This window comes from Microbispora sp. CA-135349 (assembly GCF_050947365.1).
Lineage (GTDB): Bacteria > Actinomycetota > Actinomycetes > Streptosporangiales > Streptosporangiaceae > Microbispora.
This window is the reverse complement of record NZ_CP192001.1, coordinates 2,738,286-2,762,022: the sequence shown is the minus strand read 5'-3', so window position 1 is coordinate 2,762,022 and position 23,737 is coordinate 2,738,286. Positions and strand designations below refer to the sequence as shown.

Here is a 23,737-nt window from a genome sequence, read left to right as displayed (position 1 = left end):
GCCGGCGCCTCACTCGTGATTCGGAAAAAGCTCGGGAAACAAGGTCCGCTCGGCCGATCGCCACAGATACGCGGCACCCGACGACCCGGCCGTGCCCTGCGCGGCGCCGAGGAACTGCTCCGCCAGCGCGGCGTGCCGCTCCCGCCACGAACGCACCGACTTGTCGAAGCCCGCCAGCGCGTCGTGTATCCGCTCGGCCGGCGACGAGTCCACGGGGGCTCCGTCCGCACCGGCACGGGCCCGGTCGCGATACTCCGCGAAGACGCTGGACAAGGACGGCTGTTCGAGGCGCTCGAGCAACCTGGCCCGCTCGCCCTCGGACAGCCCGGTGATGTTGAGGAACCGCGCGTCTTTGGCCCCGCAAGCGAACTCTATTTCGCGGTACTGGGCGGACTGGAATCCGCTCGACGTCCCGAGCGTCGCCCGGATCTCGTCGAATGACTGGGGAGTCAACGTGGCAAGAACGTCAAAATGGACGGTGATCACCCGCATGATGTGCGGCAGCCGCTCGAGATGCTCGGCCGCCGCGGCCCCCTGCTCCCGGAGCATCGCCTCACGCGCGGCGTCCAGATGACGGAGAACGACCGCGAACCAGATCTCACACGCCTGGTGTGCCGCGAAGAACAGCGTGCGGTCGGCCTCGTCGCGCACGCAGGCGATGGCGAGGAGTTCGTCCAGCCGGAGAATCTCCCCGTACGCCGGAAAGTTTTTGGTCTCTGCCGCATCAATCATCCCGTGAACTTCCCCTCACATCCCTCACGCCGGACAATCGACAACGCCGAATCGGAGCCTGGTGCCACCCACGACGGTTCGGCGGGAATCAGTGCGCTCACTGAAACTGCGGCAGCTTGCCCTCGCGCAGGGACTTTTTGTCGATCTTGCCCACCGGAGTGCGGGGAAGGTCGGGGACGACGACGAGCTCGTCCGGCAGCTTGTACGACGCCAGGCCGCGGTCGCGGATGTGCTCTCTGATCGCGCGCAGCGAGAGCGGCGCCGCCGCGGCGTCCGCGTCGGCGCTGAGGACGACGAACACGCACAGACGCTCGTCGAGCTCGTCGTCGGGGATGCCGACCACCGCGGCGTCCCGGACCAGCGGGTGGGTCAGCACGTGGCCTTCCACCTCCTCGGCCGAGACCTTCTCCCCCAGGTGGTGGATGATGTCCTTCAGCCGGCCCTCGATGACGACGTTGCCGTCCTCGGTCATCCGCGCCAGGTCGCCGCTGCGGTAGAAACCGTCCGGGGTGAACGAGCGACGATTGTGGTCCGGCGCGGCGAAATAGCCCCGGATCGTGTACGGGCCGCGGGTGAGGAGCTCGCCGGTCTCGCCGAGGGGGACGTCCTTGTCGTCCTCGTCGACGATCCTGATCTCGTCGTCCGGCGACAGGGGCCTGCCCTCGGTGGTGAAGACGATCTCCGGGGGATCGTCCAGCCTCGTATGGGTGATCAGTCCCTCGCCGATGCCGTACACGTTCGCGAGGCGGCACCCCAGGCTCTCGGTGACCCGGGCCGCCGCGGCGGGCCCGACCTTCGAGCTGCCCACCTGTATGATCACGCGGCTCATGTCGACCGGGGTGATCTGCGCCGCCTCCGCCCACAGCAGGGCCAGCGCGGGCACCAGCGTCGTGAGTGTGACGCCCTCCCGCTCGATCAGCGGGAACACGTGGTCGGGGCTGGGATTGGCGGCCAGCACGGCCTTGCCGCCGACGAGCAGCGCGCCCAGCACTCCGGGGCAGCCCAGTGCGGCGTTGTGCGGCACGGGATTCGCGGCGAGGTAGACGCCGCTGTCGTCGAAAGCGACCACGCGGGCGCACTCGAGGATGTTGTACGCGTAGTCGTCATGGGTCCGGGGAATCAGCTTGGGCGTACCGGTGGTTCCGCCGGACAGCAGCAGCAGCGCCACTTCGGACGCGTCGACCGGCGGCAGTTCCCGTACGCCGGATCGGGCGATCTCGGACAGCGGCGTGAACTCCTCCGCCTCGCCCGCGATCACGACGTGCCGCAGATTGGGCGCGTCGCGGCGGACCTCGCGGGCGAGCTTCCGATAGTCGAACCCCTGGAACCGGGCCGGGCCGACGTAGGCCACGGCATCCGAAGAGCGCGCAAGGTGGAGGATCTCGTCACGGCGATGACCGGGCAGCGCCATCACCGGGATCGCGCCGATGCTGAACAGGGCGAAGGTGGTGGAAAGGAATTCGATCACGTTGGGCAGGTGCACCACCACCCGGTCGCGGGGGCCGATACCGAGGTCGAGCAGGCCCGACGCGATCCGGCCCGCCTCCTCGACCAGCTCCGCGTAGCGGATCCGGCGTGTCACGTCCACCGCGGCGACCTTGTCGGGGTGGCGCCCTGCGCTGTCGGCGAGAAGCTGCCCGAGAGATATACCTTTCCAGTAGCCGGCACGGCGGTAGCGATCGGCGAGGTCGGGTGGCCACGGCACGAACCCGTCCAGCATGTGTCCTCCTTGGTTGCGACGCCATCAGATTCGGGCAAGAGCCCCGCAGCCGCACCGAGCCCCGACAGAGCTTTGAAAGTTTTGCGTGAGTAGGCCGAGTTTCGGTGACGCTCGGTGGCGTGAACCGAGTACGAACACGTGGCCGAAGTTGGATGCGGGCCCTCAACAGCGTGGAGTGCCCGGCTGATCGGTTGGTCTGCTTCCCATATTCCGGTGGTACGGCGGCGGCCTATCGCGCCTGGTCGCCGGCGATGCCCGAGGACACCGAGTTGCTCGCCGTGCAGTATCCGGGTCAGGCCGACCGGATCGTCGAGGCACCCGCGAGCAGTATCACCGAGATGGCATCGGCCGTCGCCGCGGAACTGTCGCAGCTGGGTCCGGCTCGCTGCGCCTTGTTCGGGCACAGCTTGGGCGCACTGGTCGCCTACGAGACCGCCAAAGTGCTGCGGGACCTCGGACAACCTGTGCATTGCCTCTTCGTTTCCGGCACGCCCGCGCCGTGGCAGGCCCACGGCGAGCTCAACCATCGGGTCGGCGACGAGGAACTGTGGTCCGCCCTGCGGGATCTGGGCGGAATCGCGCCGGACGTCGCGGATGATCCCGAGCTTCGGGAGCTGCTGCTCCCGGTTCTCCGGTCGTACATCGCGCTCAGCGAGACCTACCGGCCGGCGCCGCACACCGAGCCGCTGACCTGCCAGGTGCGCGGTTACTACAACACCGAGGATCCGCTGGTGAACGGTGCGGAGTTCGGGGCGTGGGCCGCGGTGAGCACCGGCCGGTTCAGCGTGCGGACCTGGCCGGGCGGACACTTCCAGTCTCTCGCGGACCCGGACGAGCTGATCGCCGACGTCGTCTCGACTCTCGCGGAAAGCGAAGTGCTGCGATGACTCTTACCGGAAAGTCGGTCGTGATCACCGGCGCGGCCACCGGAATCGGCCGCGGGATCACGGAATGCGTGCTGAAGTCGGGCGCCAACGTGACGATCGTCGGGCGCCGCGAGGAACCCCTGCGCGACCTCGCGGACCGCTACGGGCCGGCCGTCACGGTCGTGGCCACGGACATCTGTGCTCCCGGCGCCGCCGAGCAGATCGTCGCCGCCGCGACCGAGAGCTTCGGCAGGCTCGACGCGGTGGTCAACAACGCCGGCCTGGCCCGGTTCGGGCGGCTCGAATCGATCGACCCCGCGCTGTTCGACGCGATGTTCGCCGTCAACGTCCGCGCGCCGGCCGAACTGATCCGATGCGCGCTGCCGCAACTGCGGGCCAACCGCGGCAGCGTGGTCAACATCTCGTCGGTCGGCGGGGCGCTGTCCATGCCGGGACGTGCCTTCTACGGTGCGACCAAGGCGGCGCTCAACAGCCTCACTCGTTCGCTGGCCAGGGAACTCGCACCGGACGTACGGGTGAACGCCATCATGCCGGGCCCGGTGGAGACGCCGATGTGGAACGAGACCGGTCTGGACGAGGCGGGCACCCGGCGGCTGCGCGCCGATCTGCTCTCGTCGACTCCGATGGGCCGGTTCGGCGACGAGTCTGAGATCGGCCGATGGGTGTGCGTGCTGCTCGATCCGGAGGTGTCGGCCTGGATGACCGGTGCGCTGATCCCCGTCGACGGTGGCCGCACGGCATGACGAATCACGTGGGTCTGAAGAACGGTTCACTGAGGAAGAGGGCGGTAAGAGCGTGAGCGCAGAACTGTTGTCCGTCGCCGGAAGCATTCCATCGTCGTGTCTGCTGCGCATTTTCCACGCGGCGGAGGCGATCGCGAAAGACGGCGTCGACGTGGTGAAGCTGCACGTCGGCGACCCGTATTTCAATCCGGCCGACAACGTCGCCGAGGCGTTCATCGACGCCGTGCGGCGCGGCGACACCAAGTACACCGGCGTGGAGGGCCTGCCCGCGCTGCGCGAGGCGCTGGTGGAGAAACTCCGCGTGGACAACGGGGTGGACAGCGCGGTGTCGCGGGTGCTGATCTCACCGGGTTCGTGTCAGGGCCTGGCCTCCCTGTTGCAGTCCCTCGCCGAGCCCGGCGCCGAGATCCTTCTGCCGGAACTGCACTGGCCGGTCCATCTGCAGCAGAGTCTGCTGGCGGGTTTCACGCCGGTGCTGTACCCGCTCAGGGCCGATTTCCGGCCCGACCCCGAGATGATCGAGGCCGTCGCCACGCCGCGCACCCGGGTGCTGCTGATCAACTCGCCGGCGAACCCGACCGGGGTCGTCCTGAACGCCGACGAGATCACGGCCCTGCTGGACCTGGCCCGCCGGCGGGGCTGGCAGGTCATCAGCGATGAGGCCTACGAGCATTTCTGCTACGAGAGCGAGCACGTCTCGGTCGCCTCGTTCGAACGCGACGTGCCGGTCGACGACCGTATCGTGCACAGCGTCTTCACCTTCTCCAAGAGCTTCGCGATGACCGGTTACCGGCTGGGCTACGTCGCGCTGGCCAACGACCGGGCCGCCGACGTCATGAAGGTCGTGCAGGAGGCCAACATCATCGGCACGTCCACGCCGGTGCAGTACGCGGGGATCGCCGCGGTGGACAGCCGGTCGGAAGCGGCGGCGACCAACCGCAAGCTGGTGCAGCGCAACCGGGACGTGGCGCTGCCGCCGTTGGTGCGGGCCGGTCTGCTGCACGAGCTGCCCGCCGGCGGGTGGTACGCGATGCTGGACGTGGGCCGCACCGGGCTCGACGCCGAGACGTTCGCGATGCGGCTGCTGGAGCGCACGGGTGTCGCGGTCGTGGCGGGAAACGGGTTCGCCATGCGTCCCGACGTCGACGATCGGGGCCGTATCCGTTCCCACGACTATGCGCCCTGGGCACGGCATCTGATCCGTATCGCGTTCTGCGTGGATCCGGCATGGCTCGAGACCGGGGTGCAGCGGCTCCTGGAGTTCGTCGACGAATGCGGCGGCGGGCTCGATTCAGCCGGGTGAGCCGAAGACGACGGCGCGCGGGTTCCTTTCCAGATCTTTTCCCCCGCATGGCGGGGATGGCGAACGGCCGGAATCGTTGAAGTCGGGTCACTCCGACAGAAGTGAGGGAGCAATGGTCAAGAGTGTGGTCATCGTCGGAGGTGGGACCGCGGGCTGGATGACCGCGTCCTATCTGAAGGCGGCGTTCGGCGACCGGATCTCAGTCACACTCGTCGAGTCCAAGAATGTGCCCACGATCGGTGTCGGCGAGGCTACCTTCAGCACGATCCGCCACTTCTTCGCTTATCTCGGTCTCGACGAGACCGACTGGATGGTGGACTGTCACGCCACCTACAAACTGGGGATCCGCTACGAGAACTGGCGGGCCAAGGGGCACTACTTCTACCATCCTTTCGAGCGCGCACGGGTGGTGGAGGGCGTGTCCCTCGCCGACTGGTGGCTGTACAAGCGCCCGAGCGAGGACTACGACAGGGACTGCTCCGTGATCGCCGCGCTCTGCGAGGCCGGGCGCGCGCCGAGATCCCTTGAGGGGAACCTGTTCGAGCAGGGCTTCCTCGACCAGGAGGACGAGACGTCGATCCGCTCCACGATGGCCGAGCAGACCACGCAGTTCCCCTACGCGTACCAGTTCGACACGGTGCTGCTCGCCAAGTTCCTCACCCGGTACGGCACCGATCGCGGTGTCCGGCACGTGCTGGACGATGTGGTCGAGGCCGGAGTGGACGAGCGCGGTCACATCACGCACGTGCGCACGAAGGAAAGCGGCGACCTGTCCGGCGATCTCTACATCGACTGCACGGGCTTCCGCGGGCTGCTGATCAACCAGAGGCTCGGCGTGCCTTTCCTGTCCTACCAGGACACTCTGCCGAACAACAGCGCGGTCGCGCTGCGGGTGCCGCTGGACATGGCCAATCACGAGTTCGGCCCGTACACCAAGGCGACCGCGCAGGACGCGGGCTGGATCTGGACGATCCCGCTGTTCGGCCGGATCGGCACCGGTTACGTCTACGCCAGCGACTACTGCACCCCGGAGGAGGCCGAGCGCACGCTCCGCGAGTTCGTGGGGCCCGAAGCGGACGACCTGGCGGCCAACCACATCAAGATGCGGGTCGGCCGCACCGAGAACTCCTGGGTGAACAACTGCGTGGCGATCGGCCTGTCCAGCGGCTTCGTCGAGCCGCTCGAGTCGACGGGAATCTTCTTCATCCAGAACGCGATCGAGCAGCTGGTGAAGCATTGGCCCGGCGGCCAGGACGACGACATGCTGCGCAAGTCCTACAACCGGCAAGTGGCCAACGTCATGGACGGCGTGCGCGAGTTCCTCGTGCTGCACTACGTCGGCGCCAGGCGCAACGACAACGACTACTGGCGGGACGCCAAGACCCACAGGGTTCCGGACGCCCTGGCCGAGCGCATCGAGCAGTGGCAGGTGAAGCTCCCCGACGAAAACACGATCTTCCCCCACTACCACGGGTTCGAGTCCTATTCCTACATCGCGATGATCCTGGGCCTCGGCGGTCTGCAGGTGCGCCCGCAGGCCGGCCTGGCGATGATGGACGACGTCGCCGCGAACAAGGAGCTGCGGCTCATCCGGGACGAGGCCAAATCACTGGTCGAACGGCTTCCCAGCCACTACGAGTACCTGGCGCACCTCCACGCCCTGCGAGGGACGCGTTCGTCATGACCTGTGCGGCCCAGCGAGGAGGTAGGAGCCCATGCCGGAACCCGTAACCGCCACAGTCCCGCGAACGCCGGTCGACCCGGCGCAGTTCCGTTCCCTCATGACGACGTATCCGGCCGGGGTCGCGATCGTGACCACCGCGGCGCCGGACGGCGAGCCGTGGGGGATGACCTGCTCATCGATCTGCAGCGTCTCGCTGCGCCCGCCGACACTGCTGGTGTGCCTGCGCGCGGAGAGTCCGACGCTGGCGGCCCTGCTCCAGCGGTCGGCGTTCGCCGTCAACCTCCTGCACGATCGGGCCGAAGCGGTGGCGAAACTGTTCGCCTCCGGCGAAGCGGACCGGTTCGAGAAGGTCGAATGGGTGCGGGAACCGGAGTCCGCGATACCGCTCCTGGTCGAAGACGCCCATACGATCGCGCAGTGCCAGGTCAGCGACACGATGCCGGTCGGTGACCACATCGTGGTCTTCGGGGAGGTGGTCTGCGTGGCGACGCCCGCGATCCAGCCACCGGCCCCGCTGCTGTACGGGATGCGCCGCTACTGGTCTCTGGGGGCCGACTCCGGCAGCCGTGAGACCGAGAACGAGGATGTGCGGAAGTAGGCGGCCCAGGGCCGGAACGTGAGATTCACCGGCCCGGTCGCCTCGTCAGTGGAATGCCTCGGTGGTGTCCGCCACCGAGGCATTTCCCTTGGGGGAAAAGGCCGTGCGCGTCGCGCGTCCAGGTCTTGCCGATTTCTTTCTGTTGCCTTTCTCCCGGGGCGGCGACGCCACAGGCTTGACATCAGACGATTCCGAACGCCGATTGGAGCTGACGATGAGCGGCGATCTGTTGAACGTCGAGGACGGTAAGCGTGCGGAACCCGCGCGGCCGGCCGGCCCGAAGGCGCGGATCCCGGACTGCCCGCTGGCCCGCACGGTCGAGACCGTTGGCCACTGGTGGACTCTGGAGATCCTGCACGAGGTCTTCAACGGCCACACCCGCTTCGAGGCGATCCACCGCAACCTGGGGACGCCCGCCGACGTGCTGCTGGATCGAATCGCCCAGCTGATGGCGAAGGGCCTTCTCGAGACCGAGGTCGGCGCCGCGGATCCCGAGGATCGGACCTACCGGCTCACCGATCTCGGCCGTTCCCTGCGGCCGCTCATTCTGGTGATGGCGGCGTGGGGAAACCATCGGCTGCCCCCGGAGGACCGCAGTCTCGTCCTGGTCGACAAGGAGACGGGCGTGGCGGTGGATCCGGTCGTGGTGGACCGGCTGACCGGCCGGCGGATCGACACGGCCGATCACGTCTTCGCCCGCGGCCCCAAGGCCAGCGAGATGATCATCGCCCGATATCCGGATATTCCGGGGCAGCGGTGACGCGCGGCCGCCGGGCCCACCACGGCGGAACGGCGGAAAGGAACAGGTAAGAGTTGGCGATGCGCGTGGACTCGCCTGTAACCATGGAAAAATGAGTCAGCCCGCTCTCGATGTCCGTTCCCTGGATCTCACCGACCCGGCCACATTCGTTGAGAACGACGTCCACGAGTTTTTCCGGGCAGTGCGCGCGGAACGTCCCGTCTACTGGCACGAGCCCGTCGGCCGGAAACCCGGATTCTGGGTGGTGTCGCGATACTCCGACGTCCAGTCGCTGTTCCACCACGAGGCCCTGAGCTCCGCCCGGGGAAACGTCCTCGACGTCGTCCTGCACGGCGACGACTCCGCCGGCGGGAGCATGCTGGCGGTGACCGACAACCCGCGTCATCGGCACCTGCGGGGCGTCATGTGGAGCGCGTTCACCCCACGGGTCCTCGGCGAGGTCGTCGAGAAGATCCGGCAGCGCACCACCGAACTGGTGTCCGCGGTCGTCGGCCGGGACACGTTCGATTTCGCCGCCGAGGTCGCCGAGAAGATTCCGATGAACACGATCTGCGACCTGCTGTCCATCCCGCAGGCGGACCGCGGCGACCTGTTGCGGTGGAACAAGATGGCGCTGTCGTCCGACCACGCCGGCAGCAGTGAGCTCGACGCCCTCAGCGCCCGCAACGAGATAGTTCTCTATTTCATGGACCTGGCGCAGGAACGGCGGAGCAATCCTCGCGGCGACGTCATCAGCATGCTCGCGACCGCGGAGGTCGAAGGCCGTCCGCTCACCGTCGAGGAGCTCGCCGTCAATTGCTACAGCCTCATTCTCGGCGGTGACGAGACCTCCCGGGTATCGGCGATCTGCGCGGTGCTGGCTCTGATCGACAACCCCGATCAATGGCACGCCCTGCGGAACGGCGAGGTCTCCTTCGAGGCGGCGGTGGAGGAGGTTCTCCGCTGGGCGACGCCGGGGACCCACCTGGCTCGTACCGCGACTGAGGACATCGAACTGCACGGAACCACGGTGCGCGGCGGCGACATCGTCACCTTGTGGAACATCTCCGCCAACAACGACGAGACCGTCTTCGCCGAACCACGGAAGTTCATCCTGTCCCGCTCCCCCAACAAGCACCTGGCGTTCGGCCGCGGCCCGCACTACTGCCTGGGCGCCTTCCTCGCGCGGGCGGAGCTGCAGGCGCTGCTGAGCGCTCTGGTGGCCGGCGTCGCGCGGATGGAGCTGCGCGGGACACCCCGCCCCATCTACTCGAACTTCGTCGTCGGCTACGACAGCCTGCCGGTTCACTTCGAGGGCCGCTGACGCGAGCCGCCCGGTGCCCCCTGAGGTCACGGGCGTAGGCCGTGCCGCACGGACTCCGCGATCCGGTGCGGCGCCTACGCCCGTGACCCTTCACACGCACCCGCCGCGGGGAGTCGGGGGTGCGAGGTCCGCCGGGCTCAGACCTTCTCGGCCTGCTCCATGAGCTGTGCCAGCTCGGCCAGGGTCTCGGCCGCGAACAACGACCGCATCGGCACGACCACGCCGAGCTCCTTGCGCATCCGGCTGGCCAGTTTCGCGGCGAGCACCGAGTGGCCGCCCAGATCGAAGAAATTGTCCTGTGGAGTGACTTCGCTGACCTTCAGCGTCTCCATCACCATGCCGCACAGTATTTGCTCGTAGGACTTCGCGCCGTCCGCGCCGTCGGCGACGGGCGCCGGCACCGCGGGCGTGTCGGCCGAGCTGCGCGATGCCCGCTCGGCGAGCGCCTTACGATCGATCTTCCCGTTCGGCAGCGTCGGGATCTGTTCGAGCACGACGACGGCCGACGGGACCATGTGCTCGGGAAGCGTGCGGCGGGCGTGCTCGCGCAACTGCGCCTCGTCGACGACGTGACGTGCCGATGTCTGCACGTAGGCGACGATGTGCTGAGTGGAGACGTCCTCACCGCCGACGACCGCGACGGCGATCTCCACCGCGGGGTGACTTTCCAGCCGCGCCTCCACCTCGCCCAGCTCGACGCGGAAACCACGCACCTTCACCTGATTGTCGGCTCGCCCGGTGAAGTAGAGCTCGCCGTCGGCCGCGCGCCTGCCGCGGTCGCCCGATCGGTACATCCTGCTCCCGGGAGGGCCGTACGGATCGGCGACGAACCGCGCCGCGGTCAGGCCGGGACGGTTCAGGTAGCCGCGGGCCACTCCGGATCCCGCCAGGTACAGTTCGCCCTCCCGGCCGTCGCGGAGGTCGCGCAGGCGTTCGTCGAGCACGTACACCGCGCCGCCGTCCCACGGCGTCCCGATGGTCACCTCCTCCTGGACGCCCTCGATCGGCCCGCCGATCGACGCGCCCACGGTCACCTCGGTGGGTCCGTAGGCGTTGTAGAGGCGCCTGCCCTTGGACCACTCCTCGGCCAGGGACCTGGTGCAGACGTCGCCGGTGGAGGTGATCGTGCCGCCGGGCAGCAGTCCCTCGCTCTCGGTGATCCCCAGCGCCACGGGCGGCAGGACCGCGTGGTTGACGTCGTGCTTCAGCAGGGTCTCGCGCAGCGACTCCCCCGGCAACAGCGCGTCCTGCTCGGCCATCACGAGTGCCGCGCCGTTCAGCAGCGCCAGCGTGAAGTCCCAGAACCACGCGTCGAAACTGAAGGACGCCCACTGCAGCACGCGGTCGCCGGGACCGGTCCCGTACAGCCTCACCTGGGTCGCGACCAGGTCCGCCACGCCGGCGTGGCTCACCGCGACGCCCTTGGGGACGCCGGTCGAGCCGGAGGTGTAGATGACGTACATCAGGTGCGCGGGCGTCAACGGCGCCAGGCGTTCGCCTGCGGAGACGTTCTCGCCGCGTTCCCGCTCGTACGTGGCCACGAAGGACGGGTCGTCGAGCACCATCTCGGGCACGTCCAGGCGGAGCGAGGCGACGCTTTTCGTCCGCAGCAGCAGGACCGGCCGCGCGTCCTCGGCCATGTGCGTCAGCCGCTCGGCCGGATAGGCCGGGTCCAGCGGCAGGTACGCACCGCCCGCCTTGAGCACGGCGAGCACCGCGACGATGAGCTCGATCGATCGCGGCACCGCCACGGCGACCAGCGCGTCCGGCCCCACACCGGCCGCGATCAGCCGCCTGGCCAGTCTGTTCGCCCTCGCGTTCAACTCCGAGTAGCTGACGACGGTCTCGCCGAAAATGACCGACGGAGCCTCACCCGACTCGGCAACCCTGGCTTCGAAGAATTCCGATACCGTATTCAACGCCGCCCCGCCTCCGACTCAAAATAACCGCGTGATCGATGCAGAATGTAATTCGCGGACATAAGGGCCCGCGACATTCTTTCCCTTGTCTTTCGTACCGGCGCGATCGGCCGCCGGCGTCGCCGGGACACGACCTAGATGGGTTCGACGACGAAACCGCGTCCCCAGACGTTCCGCACCGCGAGCCCGACGAGTTGCAGACGCCGCCGTAACCGCATGACGTGCAGGTCGATCGCGTTACTGGACGAGCTGGCGCCGGAGCGCTCGAGAATCTCCCGCAACTCGGTTCGGTAGACCAGCTGGCAGTAGCGGGAGATCAGCGGTGCCAGGATTTCGCACTGCGTCATGGAGAGTGTGACGGACGCGTCCCTGAAATAGAGGATCCCCGCCGGGTCCAACACGGGCTTCTCATTGAGGACCGCCCGGTTGGCCAGCTGACGGACCCGGGCCTGGAGATCCTCGGGGACGATGGGAGGACGCACCCAGTCTTCATAGAGGCTCACCTGCTCCGGCGGAGGCGCGCCGTGCTCGACTATCAGAAGACACAGATGCTGCAGGGCCTTGCATTCCTCGCGGATGTCGCTCTCCGCGGGCCAGCGGACGAATTTGACGCGATTCTTTACATCTACCTTCACAGGTAATCCCTTTGCTCCGGCGAGATCGAGAAATAGGCGTCTCACGGCAGCCGGCGGGAATCTATCTCGCTCCCCTGCCGTCGTCTGTCACAAATCCCTTCATAAATCCATCCGTTCGCAGTGATACGTCTCCTGCCGTCCTCGTGACCCCTACGTCCTGGCGGTGCCGGCGCGGCTCCCGGTCCTGGGCGCCCGGACGCCGCCGTCGTCGCCCCGGGTGTGTTTCAGCGACCAGCGCACCAAAGGGCCGGTGGTCGCGGTTGTGATCACCGCGACGAGGACCAGGATGGTGTAGGCCAACTGGTTGATCAGGTGAGCCTGATATCCGATGGTCAGCACCACCAGCTCGGTCACCCCGCGGCAGTTCATCAGGAATCCGAGTCGCAACGCGTCTCTCGGCGGCATTCCGGCCAGCCGGACGGCTCCGCCCGCGCCGGCCACCTTGCCCACCACGGCCGCCACGAGCGCCGCCACCAGCACCAGCCAGACGAGCGGGTCCGTACCCAGCAGCCCCACCGAGATCTTCAGGCCGACGCCGGCGAAGAACAGGGGCAGCAGGATGGTGAGGGTGAAGCCCTCCAGCTGCTGGCCGACGCGCTCCACGGCCAGCGAGTCACGCGGGACCGCGACGCCGAACAGGAAGGCGCCGACGACCGCGTGCAGCTGGACGGACTGGGTGAGCACGGCGTAGCCGATCGCTCCGGCGATCAGCACCACCGTCAGCGACTGGCTGGACCCCAGCCTGCTCACCAGCATCGCCAGGAGAGGACGCACGCACAGAGCGGTGACGAGCACCAGTGCCGCCGCGAGCAGCAGAACCCGCAGTCCTTGGCTGGTCCCGCCCTGCCCCGCGAGCAGGAACGCCAGCGTCAGCCAGGCGACACCGTCGCCGATCGCGGCGGCGGACATCGACAACGCGCCGACGCTCGTCTTCTCCAGTTTCAAGTCGGCCAGGATCCTCGCCAGCACGGGCAGCGCCGTCACCGCCATCGCCAGCCCGACGAACAGCATCGTCTCCGTCGGCGTCGCACTCGTGCCGGCCAGCAGATCGCCGCTGGCGAGCACGATTCCCATGCCCGCCGCGAACGGAAGGGCCATGCCGCCGACCACCACGGCGGCGACCATGCCCTTGCGCTCGATCCGATCGGTGCGCAGCTCGCAGCCCAGCAGGAAGACGAAGACGACGAGACCGAGCTGCGCCACTTTGTCCAGCCCCTCGATCACCGAGGGCTGGAACAGGAACGCGCCTCCCTCCGGCCACACCGCGCCGAGCAGGGACGGGCCCAGCAGCAGCCCTCCCACCATCTCGCCGAACACCGGCGGCTGGTGGAGCCTGCGGGCCAGCGCGGCGAGCGCCTGGCAGGTCACCAGGATCACCGCGACCGCGATGAAGAAGTGGGTGAGGGAATCGACGGTGCGCGCTTCGGACGCGGTCCACAGGGGCACCGTTCCCACGACCACCGCGAGCCCCGCGCTCACCCCGATCGCCGTCCGGGCCCGGTGCGACATGGTGATCACGGCAGCACTCCCGAGCGCCTCAGCGACACCGTGGTGGCGTCGGCCACGGTGGCATCGGCCCGGGCGGCGGAGGCGGCCCCCATCCATGAGGCACTCGTCCCGCCGCCGGGGATCGCCACCCGATACGGCGGCTCACTACCGATGCTCACGCCGGCCCGCCGCCGTTCGCGGACATGGCGTCCCGCAGGCTCTTCGGCCGCATGTCCGTCCACGACCTGTCGATGTGGCCGAGGACCTCGTCGCGGGCCGCCGGGCCGTACACGACCCGCCAGCCGGCCGGAACGCCGATGTCCTGTGGCCAGAGCGAGTACTGCTCCTCCTCGTTGATCAGTGCCAGATAGTCCCGGCCATCGTCCTCGAATGGGTCGGACATGCGTGCGACTCCTCAGCGAGCAGAGACTTTTCCGAACGTTCCGAGAATGGACAGCAGCGGACGGCCCACATCCGCGTCGGATGCGGGCCGCGCGACGCTACGAGAGTTGGGGCTGGGGTTCACCGGGACGCTGGGGTTCACCGGGACGCTGCGCCGCCCGGACGTCGGCCCCGGACGGCGACCACCCCTCGACGAACAGCTTGCGCGCCTTCGACCGCTGCAGCTTCCCGCTGGTCGTCTTGGGGATGCTCCGCTTCGGCACCAGGTGGACCGCGGCGGGAGCGACACCGGTGCGGGAGCTGACGGCGGCGTAGACGGACCGGCGCAGCGCTTCGTGCTGCTCTCCCTCCAGCTCCGTCTCCACGATCAGGTGGAGCTCCTCGGAGTCGCCTCCGTCGGGGCGATACCCGACCGCGACGACGGCGCTGAGGCGCACGCCGGGCACGGTCTCCGCGGCCTGCTCGAAATCGGACGGGAAGTAGTTGGCGCCGCGGATGATGATCACATCCTTGGCCCGCCCGGTGATCCGCAGGCTGCCGTTCCGCAGATAGCCGAGGTCGCCGGTCTTCCACCAGTCCGGCGCGTCCATCGACGCGGCGGTGACCTCCGGGAGATCGAAGTATCCGGTCGTGCGTGACGGTCCACGGAACTGGACGTGCCCGATCCGGTTCTCGTCCAGGGGCTTGCCGTCGCCGTCGACGACGCGCACCTCCGTGCCGGCGACCGGCGTACCGCAGTCGACGATCTGCAGCGCGCCGGGGGTGTGCGGGTCGACGTCGACCGCCAGGCCGTCGGTGGCGGCGATCTCCCGGTCGATGGTGTCGAACAGCAGCGGGTCCTCCGGCCGCGTCGAGGTGATGGCGAGCGCGGCCTCGGCCATGCCGTATCCGGGCAGGAACGCGGTGGCGGGCAGCCCCCATTGCACGAAGCGGTCGACGAACCGCTGCACGGTGGCGGGGTGGATGGGTTCCGCGCCGCAGAGCGCCAGCCGCCAGGACGACAGATCCACGCCCTCGAGATCCTCGTCGCGTACCCGGGCGGTGCAGTAGCCGTAGGCGAAGTTCGGCGCCGCCGCCACGGTGCCGCGGTAGGTGCTCAGGTGCCGTAGCCACTCGACCGGCGCGCGGAGGAACCGGGTGGTCGGCATCAGCACCGCCCGCCCGCCGCTGTAGACCGGGCACAGGAGTCCCGTGATCAGCCCCATGTCGTGGTAGAGCGGGAGCCAGCTGACCGTGGTGTCCTCCTGCGTCCAGTCGAGGGCGCGGATGATCTGCTCGCAGTTGGCGGCCAGGTTGGCGTGCGAGACCATGACCCCCTTGGGGGTGCCCGTCGAACCGGACGTGCACTGGATCATCGCCAGGTCGTCGCCGTCCGGCAGGCGAATGGGGTGCGCCGGCGCGTCGCTCGTGGTGGCGCGCGCGTACAACGCGTCACCGTCGACCAGCCCGGCGCCCGAGAAATCGGAGAGCGCGTCGATCACCGCCGACGTGGTGACGACCGCGGCGGGCCGCAGGTAGGCCGCGAGATTGCGCATCTGGCTCTCGAACCCCGCGGCCCCTCCGAAACGGAGGGGTACGGCGATCGCCGTCGGCGCGGCTCCGAGCAGCTGAGCCCCGAAGAAGGCGGTGATGAACTGCGGGCCCGTGGGCAGGCACAGCACCACCCGGTCGCCCTGGCCGACACCCTGCTCCGCGAGGGCCGCCGCGCAGCGTGCCGCGGCCTCGAGGACGGCGTCGTACCGCAGAGTCTCCTCTTTGCCCGGTTCCGGTAGAAGCGTCACCCCCAGCCCCTCGGAGCCGCGTTCCGCCTGGGCCAGCAACGCGTGCAGAAGACTCGGGAAACGCGGGCGAAGTTCGGTCATCCGATGTGCTCCTCGATGATGTCGGTCGATCGATCGACGATCCACGGTCGTACCGAGACGTCGTCGGAGACGATGCGGGCGGGGTGGAACCCGTGGCGGACGGCCAGATCCCTCGCGGCGAGCACGCCTGCCACGGTGAGGCCGCCATAGGACGGGCTCGGCGTCCCGGGCTCGAGGCCGAGCAGGATCGTTTCGGCCATGCAGGAGTACACGATTCCCGGCGGCAGCGAGATCCCGGGGAAAAGGGGCGTCTGCCCGCCGGGAAGCTGGATCCGGCCGCCGGACACCAGGGTGACGTTCGGCAGGCTCTCCACCGCCGGGTGCACGTCACCGGGGACCGCGAGGTCGCAGACGAGGACCTTCCGGTCACCGGCGAGGTGATTCGGCAGGATCACCGGATCGGCCGCGTTGGTGGCACTGACCACGATCGGGCAGTCCCGGAGCACCTCGAGGTCTTCGGCTATCGACACGTCCGCCAGATGGCCGAGCCGGTCGGCGACCGTCTTGAGCCGCCGCGCCGAGCCGGGCCGGCCGACCAGCACCAGCGAGTCGCAGTGCGGGGCGATGAGTTCGGCCATCACCGCGCCGATGTTGCCGATGCCGCCGACGAGGCCGACGCGGCGTTCGCCGGCGTCGGACACGGCCAGCTGGAGCCGTAGGAGATCGTAGGCGCAGGCGGCGGTCAGCGAGTTGCCCGACGTCACCTTCACGTCATCCTCGACGACGTCTCTCGCGGCGCTGGTGACGATCGAGGTGTGACCCCCGAGGCCGATGGTCCCGGCGCCGAGCGAGACCCCCAGGTCGACCGCGTCGAGCACCGTCCGGCGCAGCCACGCCCCATGGCCCGACCGCAGCGCGGCGACGGCCTGGGCGGCGGTGAAGGGCGCCGCCACCATGATGAGCTCGACCTCTCCCCCGTCGGAGGTGATCCGCTGCCGGGCGACCTCGAAGGGCTCCAGCTCACCCCACATCCGGTCGAGCGCCGCCGCGCACTGTTCGTCCGACCATTGCGCCAGCTCCGGCGCGAAGGACGACACCTTCGACGGGACGTCGATGTTGGCGAGGAACGCGACGCGGGGGACGTCCGCGCGTCTCACGCCGTGCACCGGGCGATCGCGGCGGGGCAGCGGGACATGCTGCCGAGGCCGCCACGCGCTGACCGCCGGTACGGTCAGGTGGTTCAGCAGCGTCGCGTAGTCACCCTTGGACAGCAGCCCGGCGACGTCCTCGAACGCGGCGGCGATGCGGTCCACGTCCGCCGGCTCGAGCAGCGCGGACGGCTGGATACGGACGGTCGTGGGAGCGGACAGGGTGGGCATGACCCTGATCTGGTGGGCGTGCAGCAACCGGCCCGCGATCAGGTAGCCGAGCGACTCGGAGTCGAACACCTCGCGCAGCAGGCTCGACTCGGGCTGCGGCAGGGCGAACTCGATGCCCAGGAGCAGTCCGCGTCCTCGCACCTCGACGATGGCGTCCGGCCACCGTGCGGCCGTCTCCGCGAGTCTGGTGCGCAGCAGCGTGCCCACCTCGATGATGCGGTTGCGATAGGTGAGGTAGAGGTCCAGCGCGGCCGTCGCGATCCGGGACGAGAAGTCGTCATCGGCGAAGGTGGAGGTGTGGTGGCGGCCGAACTCCGCCACGTACCGATTCTCGGCGACCAGCAGCGCCGAGATCTTGGCCAGCCCGCCTCCGAGGGACTTCGAGAACAGGTAGTAGTCCGCGACCACACCGGAGTTCTCCGAGGCGAGGAAGGTGCCGGTACGTCCCATGCCGCACTGGATCTCGTCGAACACCAGTGCCGCCTCGTGCCGGTCGGCCAGCTCACGCAGCGCGGCGAGGGTCTCGGCCGGCACCTCGTGCACCCCGGCCTCTCCCTGGATGGGTTCGACGAAACAGGCGGCCACCGGCGAGAGGTAGCGAACGGCGGAGCGCGGCACTCCCGCGGCGTCGACAGTGACCGAGTAGATCGGGACGCGTTCGCAGTCGAGCGCGTGCACCACCTCCTGCGGCGTCCAGTCGTGCAGACGCACCTGCCGCGGGCCCGGCACGTGCAGGTCCTCGGGCACGTTGGCACCGTGCGTCAGCGTGCCGGCGCTGGTCGTCTTGCCGTGGAAGGCGTTGCGCAGCGAGACGAAGAGGGGATCCGTGCGCCGCATCTCGGCGATCAGGTCGAGAGCCTCGCCCAGCAGTTCCGCGCACGTGCGGCCGGCCGCGGGCCCGCCGGCGCAGGGAACGTCCGCGATGCCGTCCCGGCGTACCCGCCGGAGGGACAGCTCGACATCCTCCTGCAGTGCGGCCAGCCGCCGTCTGTGCTCGACCGTCGCGTGCTTCACCGCGGCCTCCACCGCGTCCGCGCCGGTACTTCCAAGGGTGACCACGTAGCTCGAACCGGTCGTGGCCCCGACCATCGCCGACAGCCGTTGCGCCAGCTCGGCCGCGCCGGAGCGGACGCTGGCCTGCGCGTTGAAGGGGATCTGCTCGTCGAGGCACCGCCGCGCCACCTCAAGCAGCGCCGGGTGGTTGTGCCCGAACAGCGACGAACCCGCGCCGCCGACCAGGTCCAGCACCTGGTCCCCGGTCTCGGGGTGGCCCGCCCCGGCCGGCGACTCCCTGGTCAGGTGGTCGCCCTGACCGGCTCGATAGGTCACATCCAGGTTCAGCGCGCGGAAGATCCTGCCGAGCTCCGGCCGGGTGTATCGGGTGAAATCAGAGACGGCGTTCATGAGTCACCGCTTTCCGGTCCCACCGGCACCGCCAACGACGCGGTGATCTGCGCGACGGCGTCGCGCAGCGTCAGCATGGAGGCCGCCTGCTCGTCGGAGATATGGACGTCGAACAGGGACTCCATCTCGACGACCAACTCGATGGCACGGACGGAGTCGAGGCCGTAGTCCACGAGCGGGGCGTCGGGATCGAGTTCGGGTACCTGTAGTCGGCGGCAGAACAGCTCGTCGACGACCTTGAAAATATCGCGGTCCATTGCGTTCCTTTCCCCCGTTCGGGCCGTTCGGGCCTGGGCGAATGCGAACTCACAGCGACACGGCGGACCGCGCGGCTCACCGCCGTATCGCCAAGGCGAGCGAAAGGCCCGCCTCTGAGCGAACCCACACCGGAATGCGTTCGCCGCCGTATGACGCGATCAACGTGCCGTCGGACTGACTGAGCTCGATCTGCCAGAACAGAAACTCGCCCAGCGTGCCGATTCCGTTCATTGCCTTGAAAGCCGCTTCCTTGGCGGAGAACAGCTCACGCGGGGTGTGCCGCGTGACCGGCGGGAGCAGCACGCGCCGCTCCCGCTCACGCAGGACGAACTCGGTCACGCGCGGACTGATGGTCGCGTTCTCGATGTCGATGCCGACCGCCTCGGCGCCGGGGACCACCGCCGCGACCGCGAGGCGGTCCGTGTGGGAGATCGAACCGGCGAACTCCGGCGGGAAGCGCGGCCTGCCGCCGGGGTCGCGGGACACGATCCGGTCGGCGGAACCGGCCGCCGCCAGCGCCGCCGCCGCCGCCTGGCGGCCGGCCGCGGACTGCTGGTGCGGTCCGTACGGCGGCCGCACCGGACGCCATTCGATCCACGCTCCCTCCGCGACCGCGGGGGGAAGTTCCAGCCCGAGAGCCACCCTGTGTCCCTCAGTTGCGCAGCGCCGCGACGTACCCCGCCAGCGAGTCGATCGAGCGCAGCGCCTCCGGCTCGACGTCGTCCCGCCATTCGAAGCCGAACGCGTCCTCCATCGCCACCAGCAGACCGACGAGCGCATGGGAGGACAGCCCCGCCCTGCGAAGCGACTCGGTGTCCGACACCCTGCTGACGAAACGGTCGTTGCCCAGCAGCTCGACCAGCAGGGTACGGATACGCTGCCGTGCCTCGGCCGCCGTATCAGGCATGGGCCGCCGATTCCGATTCCTGGACGAACTTGTGGATGAGCTCCTGGAAGTACTCGGGCTCGTCGAAGAAGGGCACGTGGCCGGCCTTCGGCACGATCTCGCAGCGGCCGTTCGGGAACAGCGCGGCGAGCTCCTGGCCGCCCGTCGGGCTCAGCAGGTTGTCGTCGTCGCCGAGGACGACCAGCGTCGGCGCCTGGATGTGGGCCAGCAGCTCGGGGCTGGTGTCACCCTGCAGGGCGAGATTGAGCCCGTTGCGAAGGTCCTCGGCGGTGGTGATCGCCAGGAAGCTCTCGCGCAGGCCCAGGAAGCCCGGGGAACCGAAGGCCTCGTTCATCTCCATGCTGATGACCTCGGGGTAGAGGTGGCCGAACAGGCCCGCCATGCCGTGGTCCTCCAGCGTCTTCAGCCATGCCCGCTGGATCTGCCTGTGGCGCCGCATGCCGCGGGGACCGAGGACCGGGCCCGCCAGCACCAGTCCCCTGACGCGGTCCGGGTAGCGCAGCGCCACGTCCCTGGCGAGCGCGGTGGAAATCGACGTACCGACCAGGTAGGTCGACTCGATCTCCAGCGCGTCGAGGAGCCCGATCACGTCGGCCGCGTGCTCCTCCCAGGTGGGCTCCTCGTCGTGGTGCGAGGAGGCGCCGTGGTTGCACATGTCGTAGCTCACGACGCGGTAGTTACGGGCGAGTTCCTCGCTGAAGACCCGCCACGAGGGGGCGCTCATGAAGAAGTTGTTGAGGAGCGTGATCGCGGTGCCCTCGCCACGGGATTCGTAGTAGAGCTCGGCGCCGTCCCTGGTGGGAATGCGCGGCGTGTCCTCGTGGTAGTCCAGCTCAAGCCGATGCAAGGCCTCGTAGTTCGGCATTGGTTCTATCCTTTCCCTGGTGTGGCAACTTCGGCGCCCGAAAGGACGCGGGCGAATTCCGCGACGACGTCGGCCGCCGAGATCTCGGTGGAGACGGCACCGCAGGACAGGCCGCAGTACATGGCCATCTCCTCGATCCGGCCGCTGGTCGCATCGGTCGGCACCGCGGCGCTGAACCTCGGCACCAGATACGTCTTCCCTTCCACCGTCGTCCGGCCGATGAAGTTCTTGGCCTGCTTGGGGTCTCTGGTGACGTCCGTCGCGAGCACGCGGTGCCGTCGCCCCGGCCACCCGATCTCGTAGACGTCGGAGATCACCGTGTCGGCCCCGGCGGCGGCGGTCACCGCCGCCTTGAAGTACGGGTGGGCCCGCGACTCGTGTGCGACGACGAAGGCGGTGCCGAGCAGCACCCCGTCGGCTCCGGCGGCGAGCGCCCGGGCCGCGTCGCCGGGCGATCCGATCCCGCCGGCGGCGGCGATGCAGGCGTCGGGCAGGCGCTCGCGCAGCGCTCCGACCAGCTCGTCACGGCCCGAGTCGCCGAGGAGATGGCCGCCCGCCTCGATGCCCTGCGCCACCACCACGGCGCCCCGTTCGGCCGCGTGGACACCATCGGCCACGGTGCCGATCTGAACCACGAGGCGACGGCCCGCCGCGGCGATCCGGTCGAACACCTCGTCGCCGGGCATCCCGAACAGCGACAGGTACACGTACGGCGGCGTCTCGTCGAGCACCTGCGCTATCTGCCGGTCGAGCTCCTCGGGCCCGACCACCTCCGGGATCAGGTTCACGCCGACGGGACGGTCGGTCCCCTCGGTCAACCGGCGGAGCGCGGCCGACAGCGCGTCGCCGGCCAGTTTGTAGCCGCCGAGACAGCCGGCCGCGCCGGCGTTGGACACCGCGCACGCCAGCTCCGGACCCGCGACACCGCCCATGCCCGACTGCAGCAGGCTCACCTCGACGCCGAGCGCGGCTGCCACCGTGGAACGCATCAGCCCAGACTCTCGACCGCGGACAGCGCGGCGGCGGCGCTGCCGAACCGCTCCGTCAGCGTGTGCACCCACCGCTCCAGGCCGAAGGCGAGACAGGAGGTGTGCGCCGTGTCGTCGCCGGCCTGGATGGAGCACCGCTCGCCGAAGAAGTTCCGGTGGTAGTTGACCGAGCCGATCGCCAAGCCGTTGACGACGAACTCCTCCTTCACCGGGAACAGCCGCTGCATCTTCGCCTTGCTGCTGTTCTTGTCGAAGAACGGATCGGTGGCGACGTCGAGGTGGACATCCAGCCCGAGTTCGGCGCACAGGGCCTTCACGGCGTCCTTGGCGCGGAGCAGGTGCTGTTTGGCACGGTCTTCGGGCCCGATGCAGACGATCTCCCGCATGGTGAAGCCCAGCAGGCGCTGCAGTCCCTCGTAGTGGTCCTCGTTGCGGAAGCACGTGGCGACCGTGGTCCGCATCGTCCCGTCGGCGGGCAGCGTCGACCCGGCGAGATCCAGATAGATCGCGTAGCACGCCGCGGACGGCAGCGCGAACGCGGTGGGCTCCATCACCTCGGCCGGCATCCGGTCCACCGGCCGGGGCGACTCGGACAGCAGCGTCCCGAGGCGCTGCGGATCGAGCCGGGTGGCGGCGAGACCCAGATGCGGGAAGTTGTCGTAGTAATCGAAGGTGTCGAGGTCCCGGCACCGGATCAGGTGCGGGTACCGGAACTCGGGAACGTCCCAGCCGTCGGCCAGGCGCAGGAACACCCCGTCGATCGCCCGCAGCAGACGCAGCTGGCTGCCGTCGAGGACGCTCAACCCGTTGTCGGTTGCCGTGGTCATAGTGATGCCTTCTGCTTGAAGAACCGCGCTTGGATCGCGGCGAGGGTGCGGAAGTCGTCCAGGTCGAGCTCTTCCGGATCGATCGGCTCGCCGGTCAGCTCCTCCAGCAGGAAGATGAACTCGACGAAGGCGAGCGAGTTGATCGCCCGGCTGTCGATCAGGTCCAGGTCGTCCGGCACCTCGCCGAGCTTGGGGTTGCGGCCGAGGATGAACGCGCGTACCGCCTGCATCGGCTCGGTCATCGCTTGATCACATCCCTGCCCACGCCGGCCTTGGTCAGGAACGACCTGGTCCGCTTCAGAATCCGGTCGTGCGCCTCGATGCGGGCGGGGTGCTCCAGCGCACGGCGCCGCAGCGCCAGCGCGTCGGGGATGCCGGCGTCGCGGTAGGCGGCGGGGTTGTAGAGGGTGCCGATGCTGTACTGCAGGTAGTTCTCGAGGTACTCGGCGACCAGCGGCACCTCGGCCGGGTCGCGCTTGGCCACCTGGCCGAGCAGGTTGGTGAAGATCATGCGGCCGAAGGCGACATGCCTGCTCTCGTCCTGGTGGTGCACCCGGTTGATCTCGCGGGCGATGTGCGGCAGCGTCTGATCGGTCGCCATGTACGCGTTGTAGTGGTCGACGATCTCCTCGAAGATCAGGATGCGCGCGAACACGATCATCTCGCGGGCCACCGGCGAGAGATGGTCCACCGAATCGGCCTTCAGCGTCGGCTGCGCGGGATACAGCTTGCCGCCGTAACGCAGGCAGAACTGCGCGAAGAACCACATGTGCTCGTTTTCCTCACCGATGAAGTGGTGCAGGAACTCCGAGACGTTCGCGTAGGTCCGCTCGTGGATGCGCATCACGACTTCGCTCATCAGCTCGCGGATGCCGTGGATGTTGAGGCTGAAGAAGTTGATCGCCTCGTATTTGGTCAGCGCGATCTGCTGCTCGCGAGTCAGCTCGTCCCACATCGGCGTGCCCGCCAGCGTGGTCAGGTTTTCGCTCATCCACGGCTTGTCGGGCTCGATCGCGTCGGGCCAGTCGAACATCGTGTACGGGTTGTAATAGCCGGACTCGGCCATCTGCTCCAGCCGATCCAGCTCCAGCAGGATCGGTTCGATGTCACGTACCGCCATTTTCACTCATCT

Annotated in this window: 24 protein-coding genes; 7 read left to right on the top strand and 17 right to left on the bottom strand. The window is 68.8% G+C overall.

From position 1 onward, the window contains the following. Positions 1–9: 9 nt before the first annotated feature. Together ACQPZZ_RS13065 and ACQPZZ_RS13060 are read right to left on the bottom strand one after the other, a co-directional pair. Complete coding sequence (locus ACQPZZ_RS13065) at positions 10–732, bottom strand: tryptophan 2,3-dioxygenase family protein (RefSeq protein WP_432931917.1); 723 nt, start codon at positions 730–732, stop codon at positions 10–12. 97 nt (positions 733–829) lie between these two features. Further along, positions 830–2,452, bottom strand: coding sequence for a (2,3-dihydroxybenzoyl)adenylate synthase (locus ACQPZZ_RS13060; protein WP_432931915.1), 1,623 nt, complete (start codon positions 2,450–2,452; stop codon positions 830–832). Between the two features lie 152 nt (positions 2,453–2,604). On the opposite strand from ACQPZZ_RS13060, the gene ACQPZZ_RS13055 reads away from it, so the two are divergent. From ACQPZZ_RS13055 to ACQPZZ_RS13025, 7 genes are all read left to right on the top strand, one after another. Next, positions 2,605–3,339, top strand: a complete 735-nt coding sequence (locus ACQPZZ_RS13055; protein ID WP_432934368.1) for a thioesterase II family protein — start codon at positions 2,605–2,607, stop codon at positions 3,337–3,339. Further along, positions 3,336–4,082, top strand: a complete 747-nt coding sequence (locus tag ACQPZZ_RS13050; RefSeq protein WP_432931913.1) for an SDR family NAD(P)-dependent oxidoreductase — start codon at positions 3,336–3,338, stop codon at positions 4,080–4,082. The genes ACQPZZ_RS13055 and ACQPZZ_RS13050 overlap by 4 nt, the downstream gene beginning before the upstream one ends. Before the next feature lie 52 nt (positions 4,083–4,134). Continuing rightward, a complete protein-coding gene (locus ACQPZZ_RS13045; protein WP_432931911.1) occupies positions 4,135–5,385 on the top strand; it encodes a pyridoxal phosphate-dependent aminotransferase in 1,251 nt (416 codons plus the stop codon). A gap of 112 nt (positions 5,386–5,497) precedes the next feature. Continuing rightward, complete coding sequence (locus ACQPZZ_RS13040; RefSeq protein WP_432931909.1) at positions 5,498–7,069, top strand: tryptophan halogenase family protein; 1,572 nt, start codon at positions 5,498–5,500, stop codon at positions 7,067–7,069. A gap of 97 nt (positions 7,070–7,166) precedes the next feature. Beyond that, positions 7,167–7,667 carry a flavin reductase family protein gene (locus tag ACQPZZ_RS13035; RefSeq protein ID WP_363646157.1) on the top strand — a complete coding sequence of 167 codons (501 nt, stop codon included), beginning with the start codon at positions 7,167–7,169 and terminating at the stop codon, positions 7,665–7,667. Between the two features lie 61 nt (positions 7,668–7,728). Continuing rightward, a complete protein-coding gene (locus ACQPZZ_RS13030) occupies positions 7,729–8,427 on the top strand; it encodes a winged helix-turn-helix transcriptional regulator (protein WP_432931906.1) in 699 nt (232 codons plus the stop codon). A gap of 91 nt (positions 8,428–8,518) precedes the next feature. Next, positions 8,519–9,730 carry a cytochrome P450 gene (locus ACQPZZ_RS13025; RefSeq protein ID WP_432931904.1) on the top strand — a complete coding sequence of 404 codons (1,212 nt, stop codon included), beginning with the start codon at positions 8,519–8,521 and terminating at the stop codon, positions 9,728–9,730. A gap of 137 nt (positions 9,731–9,867) precedes the next feature. On the opposite strand, the gene ACQPZZ_RS13020 is transcribed toward ACQPZZ_RS13025, so the two are convergent. The 15 genes from ACQPZZ_RS13020 to ACQPZZ_RS12950 form a co-directional block, all read right to left on the bottom strand. Beyond that, entirely contained in the window at positions 9,868–11,649 is a 1,782-nt protein-coding gene (locus ACQPZZ_RS13020) for a non-ribosomal peptide synthetase (protein WP_432931902.1), read from the bottom strand. A gap of 134 nt (positions 11,650–11,783) precedes the next feature. Beyond that, positions 11,784–12,284, bottom strand: a complete 501-nt coding sequence (locus tag ACQPZZ_RS13015) for a winged helix-turn-helix domain-containing protein (protein WP_363646161.1) — start codon at positions 12,282–12,284, stop codon at positions 11,784–11,786. Positions 12,285–12,434: 150 nt separating this feature from the next. Next, entirely contained in the window at positions 12,435–13,793 is a 1,359-nt protein-coding gene (locus ACQPZZ_RS13010) for a cation:proton antiporter domain-containing protein (protein ID WP_432934366.1), read from the bottom strand. 5 nt (positions 13,794–13,798) lie between these two features. After that, complete coding sequence (locus tag ACQPZZ_RS13005; protein ID WP_432931900.1) at positions 13,799–13,951, bottom strand: hypothetical protein; 153 nt, start codon at positions 13,949–13,951, stop codon at positions 13,799–13,801. Beyond that, entirely contained in the window at positions 13,948–14,175 is a 228-nt protein-coding gene (locus tag ACQPZZ_RS13000) for an MbtH family protein (RefSeq protein ID WP_432931898.1), read from the bottom strand. Before ACQPZZ_RS13000 ends, ACQPZZ_RS13005 begins: the two co-directional genes overlap by 4 nt. A gap of 97 nt (positions 14,176–14,272) precedes the next feature. After that, complete coding sequence (locus tag ACQPZZ_RS12995) at positions 14,273–16,036, bottom strand: fatty acyl-AMP ligase (protein ID WP_432931896.1); 1,764 nt, start codon at positions 16,034–16,036, stop codon at positions 14,273–14,275. After that, positions 16,033–18,759: an aminotransferase class III-fold pyridoxal phosphate-dependent enzyme gene (locus tag ACQPZZ_RS12990; RefSeq protein ID WP_432931894.1), complete on the bottom strand. Its 2,727-nt coding sequence runs from the start codon at positions 18,757–18,759 to the stop codon at positions 16,033–16,035. Before ACQPZZ_RS12990 ends, ACQPZZ_RS12995 begins: the two co-directional genes overlap by 4 nt. After that, on the bottom strand, positions 18,756–19,016 hold the full coding sequence (locus tag ACQPZZ_RS12985; RefSeq protein WP_432931892.1) for an acyl carrier protein: 261 nt from the start codon (positions 19,014–19,016) through the stop codon (positions 18,756–18,758). The genes ACQPZZ_RS12990 and ACQPZZ_RS12985 overlap by 4 nt, the downstream gene beginning before the upstream one ends. A gap of 76 nt (positions 19,017–19,092) precedes the next feature. Continuing rightward, entirely contained in the window at positions 19,093–19,659 is a 567-nt protein-coding gene (locus ACQPZZ_RS12980; protein ID WP_432931890.1) for a 4'-phosphopantetheinyl transferase superfamily protein, read from the bottom strand. Between the two features lie 10 nt (positions 19,660–19,669). Next, the gene (locus tag ACQPZZ_RS12975) at positions 19,670–19,924 is read right to left on the bottom strand and encodes a phosphopantetheine-binding protein (RefSeq protein ID WP_363646168.1); all 255 of its coding nucleotides are present in this window, start codon (positions 19,922–19,924) and stop codon (positions 19,670–19,672) included. Further along, a complete protein-coding gene (locus ACQPZZ_RS12970) occupies positions 19,917–20,789 on the bottom strand; it encodes an alpha/beta fold hydrolase (RefSeq protein ID WP_432931888.1) in 873 nt (290 codons plus the stop codon). The genes ACQPZZ_RS12975 and ACQPZZ_RS12970 overlap by 8 nt, the downstream gene beginning before the upstream one ends. Before the next feature lie 5 nt (positions 20,790–20,794). After that, positions 20,795–21,778, bottom strand: a complete 984-nt coding sequence (locus ACQPZZ_RS12965) for an NAD(P)H-dependent flavin oxidoreductase (protein ID WP_432931886.1) — start codon at positions 21,776–21,778, stop codon at positions 20,795–20,797. Continuing rightward, the gene (locus ACQPZZ_RS12960) at positions 21,778–22,605 is read right to left on the bottom strand and encodes an aminoacyl--tRNA ligase-related protein (RefSeq protein WP_363646171.1); all 828 of its coding nucleotides are present in this window, start codon (positions 22,603–22,605) and stop codon (positions 21,778–21,780) included. The genes ACQPZZ_RS12965 and ACQPZZ_RS12960 overlap by 1 nt, the downstream gene beginning before the upstream one ends. Further along, positions 22,602–22,847 (bottom strand): acyl carrier protein, encoded by a 246-nt coding sequence (locus ACQPZZ_RS12955; protein WP_363646172.1) that lies wholly within the window; start codon positions 22,845–22,847, stop codon positions 22,602–22,604. Before ACQPZZ_RS12955 ends, ACQPZZ_RS12960 begins: the two co-directional genes overlap by 4 nt. Then, on the bottom strand, positions 22,844–23,725 hold the full coding sequence (locus tag ACQPZZ_RS12950) for a diiron oxygenase (protein ID WP_363646173.1): 882 nt from the start codon (positions 23,723–23,725) through the stop codon (positions 22,844–22,846). The genes ACQPZZ_RS12955 and ACQPZZ_RS12950 overlap by 4 nt, the downstream gene beginning before the upstream one ends. Between the last annotated feature and the right edge of the window lie 12 nt (positions 23,726–23,737).